20 protein-coding genes are annotated in these 22,311 nt (G+C 37.1%); 14 read left to right on the forward strand and 6 right to left on the reverse strand.

Features of this window, described 5'->3' with window-relative positions; translation table 11 throughout:
• Positions 1 to 4 precede the first annotated feature (4 nt).
• A complete protein-coding gene (gltD, locus tag AC2VNP_RS19390) occupies positions 5 to 1,483 on the forward strand; it encodes a glutamate synthase small subunit (protein ID WP_486918920.1) in 1,479 nt (492 codons plus the stop codon).
• A 60-nt stretch (positions 1,484 to 1,543) separates the two neighbouring features.
• On the opposite strand, the gene AC2VNP_RS19395 is transcribed toward gltD, so the two are convergent.
• Positions 1,544 to 2,752, reverse strand: coding sequence for an ATP-binding protein (locus AC2VNP_RS19395; protein ID WP_486918921.1), 1,209 nt, complete (start codon positions 2,750 to 2,752; stop codon positions 1,544 to 1,546).
• A 283-nt stretch (positions 2,753 to 3,035) separates the two neighbouring features.
• On the reverse strand, positions 3,036 to 3,188 hold the full coding sequence (locus AC2VNP_RS19400) for a YjcZ family sporulation protein (protein ID WP_486918922.1): 153 nt from the start codon (positions 3,186 to 3,188) through the stop codon (positions 3,036 to 3,038).
• A gap of 250 nt (positions 3,189 to 3,438) precedes the next feature.
• Here AC2VNP_RS19400 and AC2VNP_RS19405 point away from each other — a divergent pair, with 250 nt between their 5' ends.
• Positions 3,439 to 3,657: a hypothetical protein gene (locus AC2VNP_RS19405; RefSeq protein ID WP_486918923.1), complete on the forward strand. Its 219-nt coding sequence runs from the start codon at positions 3,439 to 3,441 to the stop codon at positions 3,655 to 3,657.
• A gap of 81 nt (positions 3,658 to 3,738) precedes the next feature.
• Here the strand turns inward: AC2VNP_RS19405 and gdhA are convergent, their stop codons facing one another.
• Positions 3,739 to 5,121 carry an NADP-specific glutamate dehydrogenase gene (gdhA, locus tag AC2VNP_RS19410; protein ID WP_486918924.1) on the reverse strand — a complete coding sequence of 461 codons (1,383 nt, stop codon included), beginning with the start codon at positions 5,119 to 5,121 and terminating at the stop codon, positions 3,739 to 3,741.
• Between the two features lie 180 nt (positions 5,122 to 5,301).
• Here gdhA and gltC point away from each other — a divergent pair, with 180 nt between their 5' ends.
• The 7 genes from gltC to AC2VNP_RS19445 all read left to right on the forward strand — a co-directional run bounded on the left by gltC (position 5,302) and on the right by AC2VNP_RS19445 (position 10,520).
• The gene (gltC, locus tag AC2VNP_RS19415; RefSeq protein ID WP_486918925.1) at positions 5,302 to 6,207 is read left to right on the forward strand and encodes a glutamate biosynthesis transcriptional regulator GltC; all 906 of its coding nucleotides are present in this window, start codon (positions 5,302 to 5,304) and stop codon (positions 6,205 to 6,207) included.
• Between the two features lie 282 nt (positions 6,208 to 6,489).
• Positions 6,490 to 6,645 (forward strand): YycC family protein, encoded by a 156-nt coding sequence (locus AC2VNP_RS19420; protein ID WP_418199315.1) that lies wholly within the window; start codon positions 6,490 to 6,492, stop codon positions 6,643 to 6,645.
• 195 nt (positions 6,646 to 6,840) lie between these two features.
• On the forward strand, positions 6,841 to 7,755 hold the full coding sequence (locus AC2VNP_RS19425) for an SDR family oxidoreductase (protein WP_486918926.1): 915 nt from the start codon (positions 6,841 to 6,843) through the stop codon (positions 7,753 to 7,755).
• A 461-nt stretch (positions 7,756 to 8,216) separates the two neighbouring features.
• The gene (locus AC2VNP_RS19430) at positions 8,217 to 8,672 is read left to right on the forward strand and encodes a BsuPI-related putative proteinase inhibitor (protein ID WP_486918927.1); all 456 of its coding nucleotides are present in this window, start codon (positions 8,217 to 8,219) and stop codon (positions 8,670 to 8,672) included.
• 180 nt (positions 8,673 to 8,852) lie between these two features.
• A complete protein-coding gene (locus tag AC2VNP_RS19435; RefSeq protein ID WP_486918928.1) occupies positions 8,853 to 9,233 on the forward strand; it encodes a hypothetical protein in 381 nt (126 codons plus the stop codon).
• Positions 9,234 to 9,441: 208 nt separating this feature from the next.
• On the forward strand, positions 9,442 to 9,783 hold the full coding sequence (locus tag AC2VNP_RS19440) for a VOC family protein (RefSeq protein ID WP_486918929.1): 342 nt from the start codon (positions 9,442 to 9,444) through the stop codon (positions 9,781 to 9,783).
• A 191-nt stretch (positions 9,784 to 9,974) separates the two neighbouring features.
• On the forward strand, positions 9,975 to 10,520 hold the full coding sequence (locus AC2VNP_RS19445) for a hypothetical protein (protein WP_486918930.1): 546 nt from the start codon (positions 9,975 to 9,977) through the stop codon (positions 10,518 to 10,520).
• A 94-nt stretch (positions 10,521 to 10,614) separates the two neighbouring features.
• Here the strand turns inward: AC2VNP_RS19445 and AC2VNP_RS19450 are convergent, their stop codons facing one another.
• The 3 genes from AC2VNP_RS19450 to AC2VNP_RS19460 form a co-directional block, all read right to left on the reverse strand.
• Positions 10,615 to 11,013 carry a hypothetical protein gene (locus tag AC2VNP_RS19450; RefSeq protein WP_486918931.1) on the reverse strand — a complete coding sequence of 133 codons (399 nt, stop codon included), beginning with the start codon at positions 11,011 to 11,013 and terminating at the stop codon, positions 10,615 to 10,617.
• Positions 11,014 to 11,679: 666 nt separating this feature from the next.
• Complete coding sequence (locus AC2VNP_RS19455) at positions 11,680 to 11,859, reverse strand: small acid-soluble spore protein H (RefSeq protein WP_486918932.1); 180 nt, start codon at positions 11,857 to 11,859, stop codon at positions 11,680 to 11,682.
• Between the two features lie 116 nt (positions 11,860 to 11,975).
• Positions 11,976 to 14,492, reverse strand: a complete 2,517-nt coding sequence (locus tag AC2VNP_RS19460; protein ID WP_486918933.1) for a SpoIID/LytB domain-containing protein — start codon at positions 14,490 to 14,492, stop codon at positions 11,976 to 11,978.
• 279 nt (positions 14,493 to 14,771) lie between these two features.
• Between AC2VNP_RS19460 and AC2VNP_RS19465 the strand changes: the two genes are divergently transcribed.
• From AC2VNP_RS19465 to AC2VNP_RS19485, 5 genes are all read left to right on the forward strand, one after another.
• A complete protein-coding gene (locus tag AC2VNP_RS19465) occupies positions 14,772 to 15,875 on the forward strand; it encodes a CapA family protein (protein WP_486918934.1) in 1,104 nt (367 codons plus the stop codon).
• A gap of 9 nt (positions 15,876 to 15,884) precedes the next feature.
• A complete protein-coding gene (locus tag AC2VNP_RS19470) occupies positions 15,885 to 16,748 on the forward strand; it encodes a nitroreductase family protein (protein ID WP_486918935.1) in 864 nt (287 codons plus the stop codon).
• A 2-nt stretch (positions 16,749 to 16,750) separates the two neighbouring features.
• Positions 16,751 to 17,743, forward strand: coding sequence for an LLM class flavin-dependent oxidoreductase (locus AC2VNP_RS19475; RefSeq protein WP_486918938.1), 993 nt, complete (start codon positions 16,751 to 16,753; stop codon positions 17,741 to 17,743).
• Positions 17,744 to 18,220: 477 nt separating this feature from the next.
• Positions 18,221 to 21,106 (forward strand): EAL domain-containing protein, encoded by a 2,886-nt coding sequence (locus tag AC2VNP_RS19480; RefSeq protein WP_486918936.1) that lies wholly within the window; start codon positions 18,221 to 18,223, stop codon positions 21,104 to 21,106.
• Between the two features lie 274 nt (positions 21,107 to 21,380).
• On the forward strand, positions 21,381 to 21,875 hold the full coding sequence (locus AC2VNP_RS19485) for a fasciclin domain-containing protein (RefSeq protein ID WP_486918937.1): 495 nt from the start codon (positions 21,381 to 21,383) through the stop codon (positions 21,873 to 21,875).
• Positions 21,876 to 22,311: the final 436 nt, after the last annotated feature.

Below are 22,311 nucleotides of genomic sequence, written 5' to 3' on the forward strand. Positions count from 1 at the left end.
AGACATGGGAAAAGCAACAGGATTTATGGAGTATTCGCGCCAGAAGCCAAAAGAAAAGAATCCACTTGCACGAGTAAGCGATTGGAAAGAGTATTCCTCGATTTTTTCGGATGAATTATTAAGCCAGCAAGGAGCCCGCTGCATGGATTGCGGCACTCCTTTCTGTCACATGGGAACGGAAATACAAGGAGTTACGACTGGTTGTCCCATTCATAATTTAATTCCAGAGTGGAATGATTTAGTGTATCGTGGCAGATGGAGAGAAGCGTTAGACCGCCTAATGATGACAAACAACTTTCCGGAATTTACAGGAAGAGTTTGTCCGGCTCCTTGTGAGGGGTCCTGTACGGTTGCGATTTCAGATCCGGCCGTTTCTATAAAAAATATAGAGCGTACGATCATAGATAAAGGGTTTGAAAACGGTTGGATTACCCCGCGAATTCCAGAAAAGCGTACAGGGAAAAAAGTGGCGATTGTCGGATCAGGTCCAGCTGGGTTAGCAAGTGCTGATATGCTTAACCAAAAAGGGCACTCAGTAACTGTTTATGAGCGTGCCGATCGTCCAGGTGGATTGCTGATGTACGGTATCCCCAATATGAAGCTTGAAAAAGAAGTGGTTGAGCGCCGTATTCAATTACTCAAACAAGAAGGCATTGAATTTGTGACAAATACAGAAGTAGGAAAAGACATTACAGCAGAAGAACTTCGTGCTCAATATGATGCTGTTATCCTTTGTACTGGTGCACAAAAGCAACGTGATCTCATGATTGAAGGTAGGGAAGCAAACGGCATTCATTTTGCAATGGACTATTTAACAGATACAACAAAGAGCTTGCTTGACTCAAACTTCACTGATGGGAAGTTCATTGATACAAAAGATCAAGATGTCATCGTCATCGGTGGGGGAGATACAGGAGCAGACTGTGTCGCTACAGCGCTTCGTCAAAATTGTCGCAGTGTCGTTCAATTCGGTAAGCACCCTAGATTACCAGAACAGCGCACAGAAGATAACATGTGGCCAGCTTATCCAAATGTGTTCACTTTAGAGTATGCATACGAGGAAGCGGCAGCAAAATTCGGTAACGATCCGCGTCAATACTCCATTCAAACGAAGAAGATCGTTGCAGATGCAGATGGAAATGTAAAAGAATTGCAAACGATTCAAATGGAAAAATTAAAAGATGAAAACGGAAACTTTTACTTTGAAGAAATTCCGGGTAGTGAAAAAGTATGGCCGGCTCAACACGTTTTTATTGCGATCGGATTTGAAGGTACAGAACAACCGTTACTAACACAATTCGGTGTCGAAACGAAGAATGATAAAATTGATGCAGCATACGGCGACTACAAGACGAATGTCGATGGTGTGTTTGCAGCTGGGGACGCACGAAGAGGCCAAAGCCTGATTGTTTGGGCGATCAATGAAGGACGAGAAGTCGCGACAGCTGTTGATGAGTATTTATATGCAGCCGTGGCGAAATAAATTAATCATAAAAAAACCTAGGAAGCGATCGAGTTTCCTAGGTTTTTAATTGCTAACGACCTAACAGTGAGGATAGGTCGAAGGTTTTAAAAATGTAACCGTTATGGTTGTCCCATTCGATCCTGTGTCTAAAGTAATCGTCGCATGGTTTCTCTCGGCAATACTATAACATTTTGACAAGCCCAGACCGATGTGATGATCTTTGGTTGTGAAAAAAGGAGTAGCAATCTTATCTAGAATGGAAGGATGTATTCCTTGACCTTCATCTTTAATCAATAGCAAAATCTCATTTTCATTAAAAAGAGTTTCAATGGTTAAAACTTGATCATCTTCCATTGCCTCTAGTCCATTTCTAATTATGTTCATGATAAGCTGTGAAATTTCATTTTCATCGAAACAAATATGGGGGATTGCGTCTTTTTTAATGAACTTGAAACGGCTAGCGTTAACTCCAAGTTCAGATTGTATTTTCGAAATGCAGTCTCTTACAGTCTTATTGAGATTATTAGGGCGGAGCTCAACTTTTTTATTGTGAGCAAGCATAACAAACTCGGATATAATTGCATTGGCCTGATCAACATCTAATAGCACTGTTGAAATCATTTGTTTTTTCTCTTGTTCGGGTATATTAGTATGACTTAATAATTGTAAAAACATCTTAACGGTCGTCATCCGGTTTCGTATTTCATGTGCAAAGCCGACAGCCATTTCACCAACTAAATGCAATTGGTCCATCTGTCGTTTTTCTTTTTGGAGCCGTTCATTTTCGAGAATTTCTTGTTTCAATTTTTCATTTTTCTCTTTAAGCTCTCTTGTTTTTTCCTCGACGAGTTCAGATAGGTACCTTTTATGGATATTTAATTCAATTTCAAGTTGTTTTACCTCTGTAATATCTGAGATCGTAAGTACAGCGCCATCAATGTGCCCACCATCTGTAAAAAGGGGGATAGCTGAATTTAATATCGTTGCTTTTCGTCCATCAAATGTTTGAATATCTATGACTTCACCAAATGACGTTTCTCCTTTTTCTATTGCTCTAATAACCGCCCAATCTCCTTTTGATATCCTTTCATCTGTACCTTTATAATATCCTTCGTACTCTCCATACACCGTGTGTTTATCCCATTTTGCAGGATCGACACCCCAAATATCATAAACTTTTGAATTGATATGTAAAAATTCTCCTTTTGCATCAACGATCAGTACACCAAATGGCAGTGCATTTAAAATTCTCTGTATGTCAGAATTAGCTAATCCTTTTTTAAGCATTTTTAAAGCTCCTATGAAATATTTGACTCTTTTTTATCAAGGCAATCTCAGTAATTATAGTATTGTGATCAAAATTTATATCGAAAAGTCGTGTCAAATGTTCTGATCTAGTGTTCAATAGAATTAATAAGAGCCATTAAATAATAATCAATTATACTATGTACCCCGCGAATAATCATCCTGTACCGCAATACACAATGTTGAAGTGTAAACTTCAAATCACCAAATAAAGAGCGTCTTTCATTGACGCTCTTTAAAAGGAGAGAAGTTTCTTTTCTTCAAATTAATACTTCTTGTGCGTAAACGCAGTTCCTACAATGATGAGTAGGATAAATAATACAACGATTAACGCGAAACCTGTTCCTGGCGCGTGATGAGCAACACCAGCTACAGGAGCATAACCGAAGTGACAGCCGTAACCTCCGTAGTAACTCATAATTTCACCACCTTCCTTAAGCGGATAGTACATACTATGTAAGAAGCTCAATACGTGAATAGGCCGGAATGGAAGAAAAGTGAAATAGGTTAAGATTGAGAGGGTGTAATTTATAATTTTTTTTATATATAAGCGAAATCTGAAATTTCTTTGGAGTGTGTTCATTCATAGGGGAGGTATGTTAAGATTAAAAAAGTGTATTTTATCATCCAATGATCTAAAAACGATATGAATAGAAAGCGGGAATGTTATGAATGAAGGTAGATTTTTACGAGTCATTAACATTGTTCCTATTGTAATGACATGGCTCATGTTTATTGGAATTTTAATTTTTATTATTTTAAATGCAGAAGGATTACAAGAGTTAAATATGTTGACGATTTGGGTAATCGGTCTTATCGGAGTATTCATCGTTGCTTTATTCGGTACGTATAAAATATGGCAGTGGATCCGAGAAGGGAAGTTGTAGGGGATTACAACATAACCTAAAGAAGAGACAAAATTAAAAAGCTGATGAGAGTCGATCTCATCAGCTTTTCATTGTATTTGATTAGATAATACCTTGAACGATCATCGCATCTGCTACTTTTACAAATCCAGCAATGTTGGCACCGACTACAAGATTACCAGGAGCATCGTATTCTTCGGCAGCCTTTACACTTTCACGATAAATGTTTTTCATAATTTCATGAAGTTTTGCATCCACTTCTTCAAATGTCCAAGAAAGTCTCATGCTGTTTTGAGCCATTTCTAGTGCAGAAACAGACACTCCACCAGCATTAGCTGCTTTTGCAGGACCAAATAATACATCTTGATCTAAGAAAACTTCAATTGCTTCTAAAGTCGATGGCATGTTAGCACCTTCACCAACAGCTTTTACACCGTTAGAAACTAAAAGTTTTGCTGCTTCTTCATCTATTTCATTTTGTGTTGCACAAGGAAGTGCGATATCACAAGGGATAGACCAGATATCAGTACAGCCTTCAAAATAAAGGGCTTCTGGATGTTCTTTTACATACTCACTAATACGCTTGCTCTCAACTTCTTTAAGACGTTTTACGGTATCTAGGTTAATTCCGTTTTTATCGTAAATGTAACCGCCAGAGTCACTACATGCAACTACTTTTGCACCTAATTGCATTGCTTTTTCCATCGCATAAATAGAAACATTTCCTGATCCAGAAACAGTTACTACACTGTCTTTAAAACTTAAACCTTTATCTTTTAACATTTCTTCAACAAAGTAAACAGTTCCATATCCAGTCGCTTCTTTACGAGCTAAGCTACCACCGTATCCGATACCTTTTCCAGTTAGTACGCCTGCCTCGTAACCGCCGCGCATTTTTTTGTATTGTCCAAACATATAACCGATTTCTCGAGCACCTACACCGATATCTCCTGCTGGAACATCAATGTCAGGACCAATATAGCGGCTAAGCTCTGACATGAAACTTTGGGTGAAGCGCATGATTTCAGCGTCAGACTTTCCTTTCGGGTCAAAGTCAGATCCACCTTTACCACCGCCGATTGGTTGGCCTGTTAAAGAGTTTTTGAAAATTTGCTCGAACCCTAAGAATTTAATGATACTAGCATTAACGGATGGGTGAAAACGTAATCCACCTTTATATGGTCCAATCGCACTGTTGAATTGAACACGGAAACCACGGTTCACTTGAACATTACCTTGATCATCTACCCATGGTACTCTAAACGAAATCAGTCTTTCAGGTTCAACGATTCGTTCAAGGATCGCTTGTTTAATGTATTGTGGATTTTTAGCCAGCACAGGAATTAAAGAGTCAAAGACTTCTTTAACTGCTTGTAAAAATTCCTCTTCGTTTGGATTGCGTTTTTTTACGCTTTCGTATACTGCATCTACATACTCTTGAACTTCTTTTGTATACGATTGCTTCATTTTCTCCATTGTTTTCATATTCCCCTACCCCCAAAAATTTATATCTAAAGATTATAAAAAATATGTATATTAACAATTTTTTGTTTGTTAGATTTTTTACTGTAATTTATTTTATAATTAAAATAATCATCTAAACAATATCAAAAATCGATAAAGTTCATGCTTTTTTGAGATGGATTAAAAAGTGGGGGTCTTTCTGTGGAAATTAGACAGATTAAATATTTTATGGAAGTGGCAAAACGAGAACATGTAACAGAAGCAGCGGATGCCCTGCATGTTGCACAGTCGGCTGTGAGTCGGCAAATTTTTAATTTAGAAAACGAGTTAGGTGTAGACTTGTTTATTCGAGAAGGGCGCCGTGTAAAGTTAACACCTATTGGGAAAATGTTTCTAGAGCGAATGAAGCATGCAATGAATGTCATTGATGATGCAACACGGGAAGTGGCCGAGTATTTGGATCCCGAAAAAGGAACGATACGTGTAGCTTTCCCCATTAGTTTAGCAGCGTATACGTTACCGACTGCAATTTATGCATTTCGAAAACATTACCCCGATGCGAAATTCCAACTGAAACAGGCCCTTTATCGCGATTTAATTGACGGGGTAGTAAAAGGCGAATTTAATATGGCATTAATTGGTCCGGTACCGATGCAAGAAAAGAAAGTAAAGAGCAAAATATTATTCACAGAAAATGTTGTAGCGCTTTTGCCAATCCACCATCCACTGGCAGATCGCTCTTCAATCAAATTACTAGACTTAAAGGATGATCCTTTTGTTCTATTACCAGAAGGGTTTGTATTTAGAAATATTGTCGTCAATGCTTGTACGGAGCGCGGTTTTCATCCCCATGTTGCATTTGAAGGAGACGATATCGATGCATTGAAAGGACTGGTATCAGCTGGACTTGGCGTCACTCTAATGCCAGAAGTGACCCTAGTAGACAGCCTACCGCGTTCAACTGTAAAAATACCGTTAATCGAACCGAATGTCACACGAACGGTAGGTGTTATAACGCCTACCGAACGAGTCTTGCTTCCAACAGAGCAATTATTTTATGAGTTTTTACAAGACTTCTTTGCGAGATTAAATGAATTTAGAGAATAATAATTTTGTTTAACTTAAAAACAGGAAAATATGGTTTTATCGTGAAATACTTTCATTACCCATTATTATTAGAAGATAATAGGTGATGATGTTGCTGAGAGAAATTATGGATGACTTACAAGATATTTCCACTAGTGAACTTGAAGAAGTTCACCGGGTTATTAAAAGTTATAGATTGGAAATTTTAATGATCCAGTTTCAAACTTTGGTTGTTAAATGTTAGATGATATACTAGTACTATATTTTTGTTTTAAAAATGAAAATTTCTTTGGAGGGTTATAGATGAGACCATTACAAATCTCAGCAGATACAGCACAAAAGTTAGCGAAGACATTAAATGTCCCGCTAGAACAAATTATGCATATGCCACAACATATCCTTGTTGCCAAACTGGCAGAAGTGGAAGCAGCTGAAAAAAAGAAAGAAACAAAAGAATAAAACAATGAAAACCTGAGCTGATTTGAAATAAGCTTAGGTTTTTTATTTGGAAGTTACCATAGAAGTTAACATAAATTAAAATACTCGGATTGCTGATTATACACAGGACAAACCCCTCTTGAATAGAGTATAGAATTCATAGGTGAATACCTAGTTTTCAAGCATTGAACCGACTATTAAATTAGGGGGGATAAGATGCAAAATAAATATCCTAAGTATCCATATTTTGGTGCAAAAGAGCATTGTGAGGAACAGCTCATTTCATTCCCACCACAAGAACAAGACATTCATCCTGGTATTGAAGGACCAATGGAACCGAAGCCGATAATAGAAAACCCGTATTATAAAGGAAGTAAAAAATTAAAGGATAAAGTCGCTATTATTACAGGAGGCGATAGTGGGATTGGTGCAGCGGTGGCGATTGCCTTTGCGAAAGAAGGAGCAAATGTCGTAATTCCTTACTTTAAAGACTATGAGACAGAAGACGCCTTTCGCACGAAAAAACGGGTAGAGGAATTGGGACAACAATGTCTTCTTTATATAGCCGATTTAAAAGAACCAACCCATTGTGAATATATCGTAAACGAAACCGTTAAACAGTATGGGACGATTGATATACTAGTGAATAATCATGCGGTTCAATATGTGCAAGAGAGTTTACTAGATATCTCAATTGAACAGTGGGAAGAAACCTTTAAAACGAATATCCACTCTTTTTTTTATATGACGAAATATGCCCTTCCTTATTTACAAGAAGGAGATAGCATCATTAATACGACATCGGTTGTTCCCTATATGGGTCATGAAACTTTAATCGATTATACTTCTTCTAAAGGAGCAGTAGTCGCCTTTACAAGATCACTTTCTCAAAATCTAGCTGAACAAAAAATTCGTGTGAACGCAGTGGCTCCAGGTCCGATTTGGACACCGCTCATCCCATCTTCTTTCTCAGCAGAAGAAGTCAAAACGTTTGGAACCGATGTCCCGTTAAAACGTCCAGGGCAGCCGTTTGAATTAGCACCATCTTATGTATATTTAGCTTCAGATGATTCGAAGTATGTAACTGGCCAAGTGCTGCACGTGAATGGTGGAACGATGGTGAGTTCTTGAAGTTTCATCAGTTGATTCACGAACCGTATGATGAGTGAATGCCGGTGCTCTTGATATGAGGGGGAAGCTTGATAACGTACGTGCGGCGGGGTGGTGTGGGTCGAGTTTTGGCTGAACAGGTCGAGAAATCGATAAACGAGGTGAAATTGAAAATAAAATAATAAAAGTTAAAAATAAAACGATAGAAGTTGAAAATAATCCATACAAAGTTAAAAATAAAATCGCAAAAGTTGATAATATACCACAGTAACGTGTAGATAGAATGTTTATTTACTAGGGGAAAAACCTTTTTTCAGTCCTTTAACTAGAAAATGCTCATTTCACCTGCTTTTTTGTTAAGCTGAGTCTATTGAATAGGGGGTTTTCTCCTATTCTTTTAAAAAGGGGACAAGCTTAAAAATTTAATGAAACTTTTTTTCTTTTATAACGTCAAATAAGATAGATACAAACAAGGGGGAAGTATGATGAAAAAGTTAGTTGTAAGCATACTAGTATTGGGAATGATGCTAACGGGTTGTGGGTTAGGTAGTGAAAAAGCGAGTCAGGACTCAAGTCATGGAGGAAGTGAAGTAATAGAAGGTGGAATGGCCACACGTCTTGTTGAAGAAAGTCCTTTGATTTTCAACTATGAAGTGATGAACCAATCGGATAAAGCTGTTACGATGGAGTTTTCAAGTTCACAACGAATCGATTATACGGTTTCGACGGAAGCAGGCGAAGAATTGTTTTTATTTTCTAGTGTCTCAATGTTTCTTCAGGCTCTAGGTGAAGAAGAACTGACAGAAGGCGAAAAGCTAGAATACATGATCGATTTAAATGAGTTAGAGCTAGATCCTGGAAAGTACTTTCTTTCGGTATGGATGACACCAATGGACGGTGCTTCTTACAAGGTAATAAAGGAGTTTAAGATTGATTAAGTTATAGAGTACACTTTTTAACGAACCGATATATAATCTTACTTACCATATAGGTGGAGGTGCTATCGTAATGACGATAAGTACCTCCATTAAGTTTTCCATTCAAAAAACAAATTAACTAAATAAAAGGTAGGAATAAAATGAAAAAAAATATTGTTTCTTTTCGCCGTTGTTATCTTCTTGGTTGGCTGTAATTCGAATTTAACTTTTTCTGAAATTGAACTAAACTGTGTAAAAAAAGATATTCGAACCTTTTATAAAAGTGTAGAGGATGAAAATGGACTTCATCTTTATATGGATGGAAAAGAAGTGATTTATGTGATGTTAAACGGGAAAAACGTCATTGAATGTGAAAAGGCCATTCATTTTACAGGGTTTAGTGTCGATGCCGATGATGAAAGTTTATACATATACTATATTGAAGAAGAAACAGATAACTACTCAGACGAAACTCTAAAGCACCAAGTGGTATATAAAGTAAACAAAGAAAGAGACTATGAAAAAATTCGTACCTATAGAAATAGTGAGGAAGTTACGAGTGGAGTAGTGTCAGGAAACTAACTAATTAATAACAGGGGATAATATACGGATCCATCTATTAAAAAACTAGTAAAATCATTGGTTCTGTTCCATTAGAGGAAAAACGCAGGACAATATCGAAAGTAAAAGCATAGCTTTGTTCATATTAGAGGAAAGATCTAGGAGAAACCGTTAACCAATAGGGAGTAAGGGGCATCCTAGAGCAAAAATAAAGGAGGAATTTAATAACGTGAAACTAGTATTTTTGTATCACCCCGTTAAAGATCTTAATAAATCTCTTACATTTTATCTTGATACACTAGGCTTTGAAGAGGCGTGGCGAGAAGGTGAACACACTGTGGCATTAAGTTTGCCTGGTTCAGATGTGAAACTATTGATTGAAGATGATGAACAGGATTTATCAGCTGGTGGAGTTTTCTTAGTTGATAGTGTAGATACTTTTTTTAAAGACAATAAAGATAAACTCGAATTTGTTAAAGAGCCAATTGATATACCACCAGGACGATATGCGATCTACCAAGATAACTCAGGTAATTATATAAGAATTATTGATTTTACTAATGAGACCTAAAAGGTATGTGAGTTTGATTACATCGTTCTTGGACAGCGATGTAAGGTAGCAAAATTTAGTATATGGACAAGTCCAACCTCATAAATTATTATAATATTAAGAAAACTAAATTCAGCTTAGTATTTCCTTGTCATTTGTCAGTATGGTATCGATATAAAGGATAACGACATAAAAGACATAGAGGTGATCTTATGAGTTTTGTTGGACGTTTTACAAATATAGAAGTAAATATGAATAAAAAATTAGTACAATCTTTTTTAGAAAAAATAGAGCAAGCCTATCCATATGAGTGGGTAACAAACGAAGGATTTAAAACGCTAATTATTCATGGAGACAAACATTATCAGCTTCCATTTAAAGAAGAAAAAGATTCATTACGCTTATCGATTGAAGAACTTATAACGAGTGAGAGAACCTTCTCCATTGCGTTTAATGAATTATTGTTTGAAGCACGAAAAAAGATGATGGGCATTGAGAATGTATACGAACGAAAAAAGAGAAGATTAGAAAAAAGAAAACATGACCTTCAAATGATTCAAAATCGTAGAACAGAAGAGAGTCAGAAAACATTAGCAGCGCCAATCCCTAATAAAACGAAAGAAAAAATGATTGAGTTAGAAATTAATTATTTATTAATGGAGTTACATGAAGCAATGAAAGCTCAAGATAAAGATAGGGAGATCACCTGTAAAAATAAATTACATGAATTAGTCGAACAGTCGAAGCGAATTTCATAATTTAAAATGCTCTAATACTTAGTAATAAAGTGCTGGTCAAAAGAGCAACAAAGAAAAGTGCAGCAGCGCCATAGGGGCGCTGCTGTATTTTTTATTAAAATCCGTCATTGGTTGGTGTAACTGGAATGTTGAAGTTACGCTCAATCGTCCGCACCCTTTGATTTAGACGATTTAAACGATCTGTATGCAGTTCATCATTGCGATTTAAGCGAGTAATTTCCCCGTTAATGCGGCGAATCTCCTCATTGATACGGCTAATTTCATTGTTAATGCGGCCAATTTCCTCATTTTGTCGAGTTAATTCGGCTGCTTGTTCTTGGTTTTGTCTCGTCAGTTGATTTACTTGTTGTTGGAGGTCCGGTTGTTGTCTCGTCATCGATGGTTGGTCTGTTTGTTCTCCTTGTGCTGATGATCCATAGTGGTTTTGATAGTACGGATCATAGTAGTTCGTCGGTTGTTGAACCTTTGCCGGATAATAAGGGTAATAATTCATGAAGGCAGCAACTCCTCTAAGTTTTGTTATGGAAAGAATACATAATAGCCTATGTTATGTTTGTGGGAGTGGCAGGGCGATAACCTAGAGACAATCATTAAAAGTAGAAATGTTGCACTAAGCTGCCATAATGATTATTGGCCATTTAAAATGAGTCAATGCAAATTGTGGAATACAACGGATATAGTAATAGCTGTTTAGGAGAGAAATATTCCAATAAGTGGTAGTAATTGAGTATAAACGGTCGTTTAGGTGAGGGGAATTCCAATAAGTGGTAGTAATTGAGTGTAAATAGTCGTTTAGGTGAGGAATATTCCAATAAGTGGTAGTAATTGAGTGTAAACAATCGTTTAGGTAAGTTATTTTCCATTAAGTGGTAGAAATTGAGTGTAAATAGTCGTTTAGGTAAAAAACATTCCATTTAGTGGAAGAATTCAACTGTAAAAGGTCGTTTAGGACAGTAATATTCTAATAAATGGTAAAAATCTAATCTAAATTGTTGTTCAGGTGTAATTTATTTCTCTCAATGTAAATCAAATTGAAGTTAAGTGTTCTTTTGGTTTATATAATTGCATAAAATGGTAAACCCCTTGAAAATTTTTATAAATGAACGACAAAAAAGAAACAGCTTGAAAAGTAGCTCACTTTTCAAGCTGTTTTTTACAATTACTGTTCAGATAAATTTCGAACAGAAACGCTCATTTTTTGATTTGGGTCATCCATTGGGTGGATGGTTGCCATTTCATTATCCTGATCGACATGTTCAATGTAAACTTGTTGACCATTATAAGTGACTGTTTTCATGTTTTGTGAAGAAGAAATTTCTTGTGCACGTTGTGCGTCCATTTGGGACACCTCCTGTTGGGTTTCTTTATACAGTACTACTATTTGTAGAAAGTGATGGACATATACTCAAAATGTAGTAAAAATTCCCAACAGATATGAAATAATTAAAACGTGTTCTACCTGCTAATCCAAACTACTCTATTTCTTGTATCCCAATGCGATCTCGTCGAAAGAGTCTCATTCAATGTTCGAATGGAAACATAGACTCTAGAGTGCAAAATCTCAGGATGATTTGTAAGTCGAATGTTCCTTGAATTGACTTTTGCTTGCTTACTGTTCACTTTCATGGTGAGTGTTGTTTTTGGATCTCTAACGGTAATATTGTTCGTTGATTTGTTCCAGCTGTAAGACATATTTAAGTTCTCTACTGCACCTTTAAGCGGAATGTACAATGTCTTATTACGGGCAACTGGATTTCCTTGTACATTCGCAACTCTACCATTAATAACCACGGCAGTTTGACCGTTAGCTGCTAACGTTTGATTGAGTGTGAGCAAATTGACATGAATAAATCCTCGAGTTTTACCTGTTTGGATTTGATAGAAGTCACCTGAACGTCCAAGGATATTAACGTTTTGACCTAATCGAGCTGTTCCGACAATAGCAGAAGTTGTTGTTGCGCTTCTGCGGATATTCGCAGCATTGACATTGACTCTCGCGGTTACTTGTGTACCTACGCGAGCCACTTGCACAGACTGAGGCGTTGGCGCTGGTGCCGGCTGTTGAGTCGTCGGTTGTTGTACAGTCTGTTGGCTAGTGGCTGGTTGTTGAGTTGTTGGTTGGCTCATGACCGGTTGTGCAGCTGGCTGCTGAGTTACTGGATGATTCGCAACCGGTTGTGCAGCTGGCTGCTGAGTTGCCGGTTGATTCGCAACAGGTTGGACTGAAGGCTGCTGAGTCGTTGGATGACTAGTAACAGGTTGAGAAACTACCTTTTGAACTGATTGCTGAACTGTTGCAAATACGGATTGGTTTTCTGCTCCTTTTGCTTCAATAGTAAATGAATACGTTCCATTTGGATGAGATCCAACGGTCCAAAATTGAGCTAGGTCTCCAGCTTTTCGGTTCACATCTCGGATCAACGTAGCGATGACTCGATGATTCGCGTCTCTAACGGTGATCGTAACTAAAGCATCTTGATTTAATGTATAGCGAACTACGACTTGATCATGTCTAGCATCGTATTCTGCTCGAGCATGACTAATTTCAATCGGTTTCACTTCTGAAATTACTTGGGAATCTGGAGCCGGAGATGGTTGACTCGGGCTAACGGGCTGACTCACCGGTTGACTTGGAGTTACAGCTTCAGTATTAGCTGGTGCATATTGAATATATGGAGTTAGTGTAGTACCAGGATAATAGAATTGTAGAATGTCATTTACTCTAAATCCGCGGTCTGCCATTCCTTTTGCACCCCATTGGCTCATACCCACACCATGGCCGAAACCTCGTCCATTTACGATGAAAGACGTATCGTTTTCAACAACAGAGTCTACTAGATAACTCCGAACTAAGTTAATCCCAATCATGGCTCTCATACGTTGTGCCGTCGTGTTTTTAAACTCAACGGTATGCAATCTAATGGTTCCGTCTGTATTTCGAACAAAATCATTGGTAGCTATTGAGCGAACTAAGAAGTTTACCGTAATATCACCTTGTCGAACACGACCACCTGTTGTCTTTAGATCCGAAAATTTAAACGTAGGGATAGATACAATTTTTATTTCCGTATTTGGATAACCATTTTGATATAACCAGGTTTTAATGTTATTCGGTATCGTTGTATCTCGTTCTCTAGTTGAAGACCACCACAATTGCGGATTGCTTAAATCTCGATTAGTAAGGTCGATTTGATTTTTATTAATTGTAAAATTCCAAGGTGCAATCGAGTCATACGGATCAGCTTTTATAGGAAGATAGGGTAGATTCGTTCCGCCCCAAACATTACCGTTTGCTTCAGTAATCCCTCCATTACTAGATGAATAGACAGCAGAAATGAGTCGACCGTTATGAGTGAGGGTTTGTCCACTCGTTTCATTTACGGCTCTTGTGCTATTTAAGTGCCAAGCGTAACCTGCATATACTTGATAATTAATCGTATCATCGATTACTTTAGAACCTTGGGACATAACATAAGTTCTAGCTGCAACCGCTTGAGCTTTTAAGGCTTCGACATTCCAGGAAGCTGGCATCTCAGAAGGAACCACACCTTTTAAATAGTCTTCAACGGGCAGAGTGTTGATTGGACGAATGAAAGCTCCTTCTATAACAAAGCGCACTGTTCCAAGGTAGGGACGGTTATTAATTCTAATTAGATGTTGTTCATTATATTGAACTGGTGTGAAAGTCAGTTCAGTAAGACTGTGCATACGGTGAGCACCGTCAAACATTGAAATTCTTCCGTTTTCTAAACGTAATTGATAGGTTTTTCCACTTTCAACCGTTCCTTCATTATTTAAGCGGTAGTTTCCTGAAAACTGGATGGAAAGATTATTAACATTACCTAAATAGTTCACCAACTTAACGGAAACAGTTGGCTGCTGAATAGCTTGTCCAGAAGCATGTATAGATTGAATTGGTAATGACATGAGTACGAGTAAAACTACGATAAAACAAGCAAACAGTCTTTTCATGGATGTCCCCCTAAATGTAATCTTGCAAAATATAAGCTAATCATATTCCGTTTCTAGGATAATAGATAGAGGGGAAAATTATGAAAAATCAGGAATAGGTAAAAATGTCGATGTAAAAAGAACTGCAAATCCCTTGATTCTGTACAATTTTCGGGAAAGATCAATACAATTTTTTATTAAAACCTACTAAAAAAACAAAATTTTTACATATCTAGAACGTACATGTGATGATATGATGAAAGTAATAGATAAATATAAGGGTAAAGAGGGGAAAAGTGAGTGAAAAAGCTACTTGGTCTTATTTTCATAGTATTTTTTTTAGTAGGATGTAGTGCAACGTCAACGGTGGAAAAACAATCAAAAGATTTAGCGTCAAAATCAGATGGGTTGGGCGTGGAAAGGCCGCTAAATGAAGAAGCTGTCCCCGCATTTTTACAAAAAGAATTAGAGCCGATTGAGATTATATTCGTCGGTGATGTGATGATGGAATGGTCGTTAAAAAATACGATCAATACAAAAGGCGTCGATTATCCATTTCAAAACGTCAAAGAGGACATCCAAAAAGCAGATTACGCAGTAGCCAATCTAGAAACGGCGATAACGACTAGTAACAACTCGTTTGGAAAACAATATAACTTTAAAGCGAATCCTATAAAGCTTGAAGGGTTAGTGAACGCTGGCTTCGACTTAGTCTCTTTAGCAAACAACCATACGATGGATTATCGAGAAGAAGGTTTACTAGATACGATAAAATACTTAAGAGAATATGGTATTGATTTCGTTGGTGCTGGTAAAAATAGCGAGGAAGCTTATGCGTCACATACAGTCGTCCTAAATGACCAAAAAGTTACGTTCTTAGCGTTTTCAAGAGTATTACCTGATGTTTCTTGGTACGCTACAGATACAAAACCTGGTATTGCCAGCGGGTATCAGGAAGAAAGAGTCATAGATATTATAGAAAAAGAAAAAGTAGATACGGATTATGTTTTAGTGTATATGCATTGGGGAATTGAACGTGCAAATCGACCGGAAAATTATCAACGAGATTATGCAAGGAAAATGATAGATGCCGGTGCTGATGCTGTCATTGGTGCGCATCCTCACGTACTTCAAGGTTTTGAATTTTATGACGGGAAGCCGATTGCTTATTCTCTAGGGAATTTCCTGTTTCCTGACTACATTACTGGCCCGACTGCAGAAACAGGATTGTTAAGTATTATCATTGAGGAAGAACAAGTGAAAATGAAGTTTAATCCTTTTTATATTGATAACGATGTGATTGTTGATAAAGGGCAAGATTATCGAAATCGAATCTATCAATATTTAGAAGACATTTCATATGATGTACTGATTGAAGATGGTGAAATTAAACCGAAAAACTAGGAGGTTGTTATGAGTTTCCAACAATCAGTTATTGATACGATGAAGAAACGTCAGTCCGTTCGAACGTATGACGCACAGAACATATCAGAAACTCACCTTCAAAAAATTGAAAAATACATGACCGATGAAAAGCCATTTATCGGTCCCTTTGGAAAACAAGGAAACCTACAATTGGTTCATGTTACGAATAATGTTACAGACAAAGGAATAAAGCTTGGAACCTATGGTTTTATTAAAAATCCTAGAGCTTATATTGTTGGGGTGTCTGAAAACAATAAATACGCATTAGTCGACTTTGGGTATACTTTTCATCGCCTCGTCTTATATTTAACGGAGTTAGAACTAGGCACTTGCTGGATGGGGGGAACGTTTAACCGAAATTCATTTGAAAAAGAAATTTCAATAAGTGACGGTCATTTTATTCCATGTGTCACGCCGATAGGATACCCGAAAGAGAAACAGCGAATGTTTGATAAAGCACTGCGCTATGTGGTAAAAGCAGATAATAAAAAAGTGTGGGAAAAGCTGTTCTATGATGCTTCATTTGAGAAACCCTTAACGAAAGATAAAGCTGGCGATCTTGAAACACCGATTGAAATGGTACGTATCGGTCCTTCTGCCTCTAATAAACAACCGTGGCGTCTAGTGTTAACGGAAGATCGCAACACGTGTCATTTTTACATTGAACATACACCGAATTATAGTAGTAAATTAGGTTACGATATGCAGCTGTTAGATATGGGAATCGCGATGTGTCAGTTTGAGCTAGCGTGTAAGGAATTAGATATTAATGGTGAATGGCAAGTAGAAGAGCCGACAATACAAATCCCGAATGAAAATATTGAATATATTGTGAGTTGGAGAAGAAAGTGAAGATGAACCTAAGTATATTAGACCAAGCACCGATTTCTTCTGGTAAAACAGCAAGTGATGCATTACAAGCATCGATAAAATTAGCACAAGCTGGAGAGAATTTTGGTTACAAAAGATATTGGATTGCCGAGCATCATGATTTCTCAGGGCTATCTTGTTCAGCACCTGAAGTCATGTTAGCTGCCATTGGTGCAAACACATCAAGTATTCGGATTGGTGCTGGCGCGATTTTACTCCCCCACTATAAGCCTTATAAGGTAGCTGAAGTGTTTAATATGCTCGCAACACTGTATCCGGGACGAATTGATTTAGGGATTGGACGGGCACCTGGTGGTTCAGCTGAAGTCACAATGGCACTCTCCAATAATTTTCTGCAACAAGTGTACAAATTACCTGAGTCTGTACAAGAGGTGTTTCAGTTTTTATATCGTGATTTTCCTGACGACCATATGTATGCAAACATATCAGCAGCACCTCTTCCATATACACCCCCGCAACCATGGATATTAGGAACGAGTGGAAAAAGTGCGAAGCTGGCAGCGGAACAAGGAGCAGCCTATGCATTTGGTCACTTCATGAGCGATAAAGAGGGCCCTGAGATTGTGAAATCGTATGTGGACCATTTTAAGGCAAGACGAACCTTAATGAAGCCCAAAACGATAATAGCGGCATCTGTCATATGTGCTGAAACAACTGCGAAAGCAGAAGAACTAGCAACAAGTCCATTACTTTGGAAAATCCAACTAGGAAAAGGTGGAGGCACACAAGGTGTCCCTTCAATCGAGGAAGCTAAGAACTACACTTATACAAACGAGGAATTAGCGGTTATTGAAAAGATGAAGCAAAAAATGGTCATTGGTAATCCTCAAGATGTCAAAGAGCAGTTAATGGAATTACAATCAATCTACTGTACAGATGAAATCATGATGGTCACGATTACCCATTCTTATGAAGATCGAATTCGGTCTTACGAATTAATTGCAAATGCTTGGTAGCCGTGGAGAGAAGAGAAGTCGTTTTATAAATAAGCTGTACGATAAATATGGCTGTAATTTCTCTATATTAGTTGTTGATTAGATATGCAAAAGATATTAGAAATAAAAAGAACGAATTGAAAGGTTGTTCGTTTTTTTTAGGCCAAGAGTTATTTCATTGGAAATTATTCTGGTACATATAAAAAAATATTCAATCTATTAAAATGATAATCAATATGTTAACATTAGAAAAGATTAATAGGACAAAAGACACCTCAGTGAAACACCAATTAGTAGTGTCCGATAATGAGCGGCAATGAACATACTGACTCTAGAGGTGAACCTTGTTTAGGTTCACCTTTTTTATGGACAATATCTACATGTATTAGTAAGAACGAACAAGGCGATATAGGACTGTTTCCTAGTAATCGGGCAAAGTTACATAAATAGGGGGTGGATTTAGGGACTTACTATGATGTAAGTGCTTAAAAAAAGACTATGATTTGGAAGATAGTACCTAGATGGATGGTAGCAGCCCTCGGGCGAATTTCTTTTTCAAAAAAGTTTTTTCTGTTCTTTATTGCTTTTGCAGTGCCTATGATTGTGATTATGTTTATAGTGTCTTCAGATATTAACAAGGAAATTACACAAAACAAAATGGAACAAGAGGCATTAGTATCTCTACAACATATGGCCGAACTGTTGAGGCATACGCAATATCATCGTGGATTAAATCAATCGTACTTAAGGGGTTACCAAGAATTTGATGAGATAATAATTGATAGGCAACAGATGGTAGAGGAAAAGATAAAGGACATTGATAGGCAAATTGAAAATGAATGGAACGGGTTTATTGAAATAGACAAATGGAACTTAATTAAAAATCAATGGGAACAAGTTAAAGACGAAACGAATACTTTGAAAAGCTTTTATGGCCATAACGACTTAAACACAGAAATCCTTTTGCTTGTTTCACATATTATCAATAGAGCAAATATTTACTTAAATCCAGATCCACTTATGAACCGTCTCAGCAACACAATTAATAATGATTTGCTTTTAGGAACTGAGAAAATTGGGCAACTACGTGCCTATTCAACTAGACTTACTCTAGAAGAGACGCTATCGGAAAGGCAACAAAACGAGTTGTTAATGATGATTGGTGGTGTCGAATTATATCTTGAAAACTTTGATATGCAAACTTATTATCTTGAGGAATTGGTTGGCGAACAAAGTTTATTAAAAGAAAAGGAACAATTTAAAAGACATACAAAAGCTTTTCTCATATTTCTTAAGAGTGATGAGTACCTTCAAAATGACCCAGAAATGATATTTGATCAGGCAACTACAGCTATTAATAGTGGTTTTCAATTATTTGAAAAAGGAAATCTACTTTTAATTAGTCATCTAGAAGAAGTGCTTAATTCTTATTTTAAAATAAAATTGCTACTGTTTATCTTTTTTCTATTTTCCATACTATTAATTGTCTTTCTTTTTGGTGCGGCGTACGTCTCAGTTATTCAAACGCTTCAATCGTTACAAAGCGGAACTGCGAGATGGATCAAAGGGGACATGCAATCTAGAATAGAAATTAATACAAAAGATGAGCTGAAATATATTGCTGATGCTTTCAATCAACTCGCTAGTAGCTTTGAAGATAATCTTAAAGACAATATGCGAATTCAAGAAGATTTACAACAGTCACTTAAGAAAAATAATCAGTTGGCAACTGCTATTAATAATTTGGAAATTGGTGTTATTATTACCGATCCTCAACAGCCGAATAACCCTATTACCTTTGTAAATGCAGGCTTTGAAAAATTAACAGGGTACAAAGCAGAAGAAGTCATTGGTCGTAAATCAAGTCCATTACAAGGCGAGAAAACGTCTCATGAAGCTAAACGACGAATTAGAGAAGGTATAGAAAGTAAAGAAGCATTTTCGGTTGAAATTTTAAATTATCGTAAAGATGGGGAGACGTTCTGGAATTACTTAAGTATTACACCTGTGTATGAGAATGGAAAATTAGTCAATTTCCTAGGTCTACAAACCGATATTACGAAACAAAAGCAGGCAGCGGAAGAGATTTATTCACTTGCATTTTACGATCAGCTTACAAATTTGCCAAACGATAACAAATTAGAATCAATTGTTAATAATGGCTTTCAATCCAATTTGAAACATGCAGCCATTCTTCGGTTAGATGTGGTTCGGTTTAAAAATATTAATCATGCAAGAGGTTTTAGTTTAGGGAACTTAACTTTAATTGAAATTGCTAAGCGGTTGAAACAATCGATAAAGGACCAAGGAATGGTCTCTAGACAATATGGTGATAAGTTTACGATTTATTTACCAAACATTGCCGATCCTACAGAAATTAATAAAAAGATCGAAGAAATTCATCAACAATTTCTTCAGCCATTTGACGTTAATGGATATACTTTTTACTTAGAAGTTTCGGTCGGTGTGAGTCGGTTCCCGAATGATGGAGAGGATTTTATAACCTTAATGCAACATGCGGAAGCAGCGATGTTTCAAGCAAAAGAACATGATGATAGGCAGTATGTGTATTATCAAGAAGACATGCATAAAGACTATGAAGAAGAATACGTATTGGAAAATTATCTTAGAGTTGCGATCGAAAACGAAGAACTATTTCTTACGTATCAACCGAAACAAGATTTAAAAACAGGAAAAATTAATGGTATGGAAGCTCTTATTCGTTGGAGTCATCCTAAGTTAGGAATGATTTCACCCTTTAAGTTTATTCCATTAGCAGAAAAAACAGGTTTAATCTACGAAATTGGCGAGTGGGTTCTTTTAGAGGCGTGTAGACATAACAAAAGGCTACAAATGCAAGGTTTTAAATCCCTCATAGTTTCGGTTAATATATCCGCGAAACAATTTAGTAATAAAGAATATTTGCTTTCAACGATCGACCGGATCCTTGAGGAAACACAATTAGAGCCTCAATATTTAGAAATAGAATTAACAGAAAGTGTATTTCAAAACCCAACGGTAGTTAAACCAATCTTAGAAGAAATAAAGCAACGTGACATCCGCGTATCTGTGGATGATTTCGGAACGGGTTATTCATCACTGAGTTATTTAAAGTTATTTCCAATTGACGTGTTAAAAATTGATCGTGCGTTTATTAAAGACCTCTTAGAAAATGAGGATGATCAAAAATTAACCCAATCGATGATTGATATTGGTCATGGATTGAACCTTAAAGTTATTGCTGAAGGGGTAGAGACTGCGGAGCATATTGAGGTACTAAAAATAATGAATTGTGATGAAGTCCAAGGGTACCATTTAGCAAAACCGTTAACGGCTGATGAGTTTGTTGAGTTTTTAAAAATAATAAAAATCATGAAGTTGTGATTGATTAGGTAGAGGTAACAATAGAAAAGCTTGGAAAAAGGGGTGCGAACGGATGACAGTTCGTGCTTCTTTTTTGTTTTGAGTATGGAGTGAGCACATTTGAAAAATTCGATATTTTAAATATACAAATTAGGATAAAAAAACCAAACAAACGAATACTACCATGTAGAGCCTACATACGGGGGTGTGGCGTCTAGAAAAGTGCAAGATGAATGTGTTGTTTTATTTCAGTGTGTAGGTCAAAAATATGAAAGAAAAAGTGGAGGTTGGATGAATGAATAAGAAAAAATTTGGGTTAGTTGCGTTAGTTTTCATGATGATTATGTCCTTTTCAGCAGGTGTATTAGCTGCAGAAAACCCTGGAGCTAAAAAGGATATCGTGGATACAGCAGTACAAGCAGGTGACTTCAATACGTTGGCTGCTGCTTTAGAGAAAGCGGGTCTAGTCGAGACACTCAAAGGAAAAGGGCCGTTCACTGTATTCGCCCCGACAGATGCGGCATTTGAGAAACTATTAAAAGAATTAGGCGTAACCGCAGAAGAGTTATTAGCTCGAAAAGATCTTGCTGAGATCCTGTTATATCACGTAGTACCAGGTAAAGTGATGTCTGGTGATCTGAAAGACGGAATGAAGGTCAAAACGTTAGCAGAAAAAGAAGTAACAATTACACTTGACCCAGTTCAAGTCAATAAAGCAAACGTTGTTAAAACAGATATTGAAGCTTCAAATGGTGTGATCCATGTAATTGACGCGGTGCTATTACCATAAAAGCTGGAACAGACTATTTATATTTTAAAAAAACATTTACTAAGGCTGAATTCCTTGATCGGTTGAATTCAGTCTTTTTATTTGGTTGTATAGAGCACCCTTTTAAAGCATAGGTTGCGCTAGCCGCGATGTGAGGCTGGTTTTGTTAATCCACTTTTAATCAGAGTGCAGCAAAGCGGTATGTTAGTTGTTGTATTCTCCCAAAATATTCCTGAAGCGCGCACCAAAGTGGTAGATTGGTTAATGGATTCTCCTAGATTTTCCCTCAAGCGCGCACCAAAGTGGTAGATTGGTTAATGGATTCTCCTAGATTTTCCCTCAAGCGCACACCAAAATGGCAGATTGGTTAGCGGATTCTCCTAGATTTTACCTTGAGTGCACACCAAAACGGCAGATTGGTTAGCGGATTCTCCTAGATTTTACCTTAAGCGCACAC

The organism is Alkalihalobacterium sp. TH-98, from assembly GCF_057473385.1.

Coding starts and splice junctions, on each gene's coding strand:
- AC2VNP_RS19420 (WP_418199315.1), top strand. CDS start 6,490: ATGAGACCATTACAAATCTCAGCAGATACAGCACAAAAGTTAGCGAAG.
- AC2VNP_RS19470 (WP_486918935.1), top strand. CDS start 15,885: ATGAGTTTCCAACAATCAGTTATTGATACGATGAAGAAACGTCAGTCC.
- AC2VNP_RS19455 (WP_486918932.1), bottom strand. CDS start 11,859: ATGGACGCACAACGTGCACAAGAAATTTCTTCTTCACAAAACATGAAA.
- gltD (WP_486918920.1), top strand. CDS start 5: ATGGGAAAAGCAACAGGATTTATGGAGTATTCGCGCCAGAAGCCAAAA.
- AC2VNP_RS19450 (WP_486918931.1), bottom strand. CDS start 11,013: ATGAATTATTACCCTTATTATCCGGCAAAGGTTCAACAACCGACGAAC.
- gdhA (WP_486918924.1), bottom strand. CDS start 5,121: ATGAAAACAATGGAGAAAATGAAGCAATCGTATACAAAAGAAGTTCAA.
- AC2VNP_RS19405 (WP_486918923.1), top strand. CDS start 3,439: ATGAATGAAGGTAGATTTTTACGAGTCATTAACATTGTTCCTATTGTA.
- AC2VNP_RS19395 (WP_486918921.1), bottom strand. CDS start 2,752: ATGCTTAAAAAAGGATTAGCTAATTCTGACATACAGAGAATTTTAAAT.
- AC2VNP_RS19445 (WP_486918930.1), top strand. CDS start 9,975: ATGAGTTTTGTTGGACGTTTTACAAATATAGAAGTAAATATGAATAAA.
- AC2VNP_RS19475 (WP_486918938.1), top strand. CDS start 16,751: ATGAACCTAAGTATATTAGACCAAGCACCGATTTCTTCTGGTAAAACA.
- AC2VNP_RS19425 (WP_486918926.1), top strand. CDS start 6,841: ATGCAAAATAAATATCCTAAGTATCCATATTTTGGTGCAAAAGAGCAT.
- AC2VNP_RS19480 (WP_486918936.1), top strand. CDS start 18,221: ATGATTTGGAAGATAGTACCTAGATGGATGGTAGCAGCCCTCGGGCGA.
- AC2VNP_RS19460 (WP_486918933.1), bottom strand. CDS start 14,492: ATGAAAAGACTGTTTGCTTGTTTTATCGTAGTTTTACTCGTACTCATG.
- AC2VNP_RS19430 (WP_486918927.1), top strand. CDS start 8,217: ATGATGAAAAAGTTAGTTGTAAGCATACTAGTATTGGGAATGATGCTA.
- AC2VNP_RS19400 (WP_486918922.1), bottom strand. CDS start 3,188: ATGAGTTACTACGGAGGTTACGGCTGTCACTTCGGTTATGCTCCTGTA.
- AC2VNP_RS19485 (WP_486918937.1), top strand. CDS start 21,381: ATGAATAAGAAAAAATTTGGGTTAGTTGCGTTAGTTTTCATGATGATT.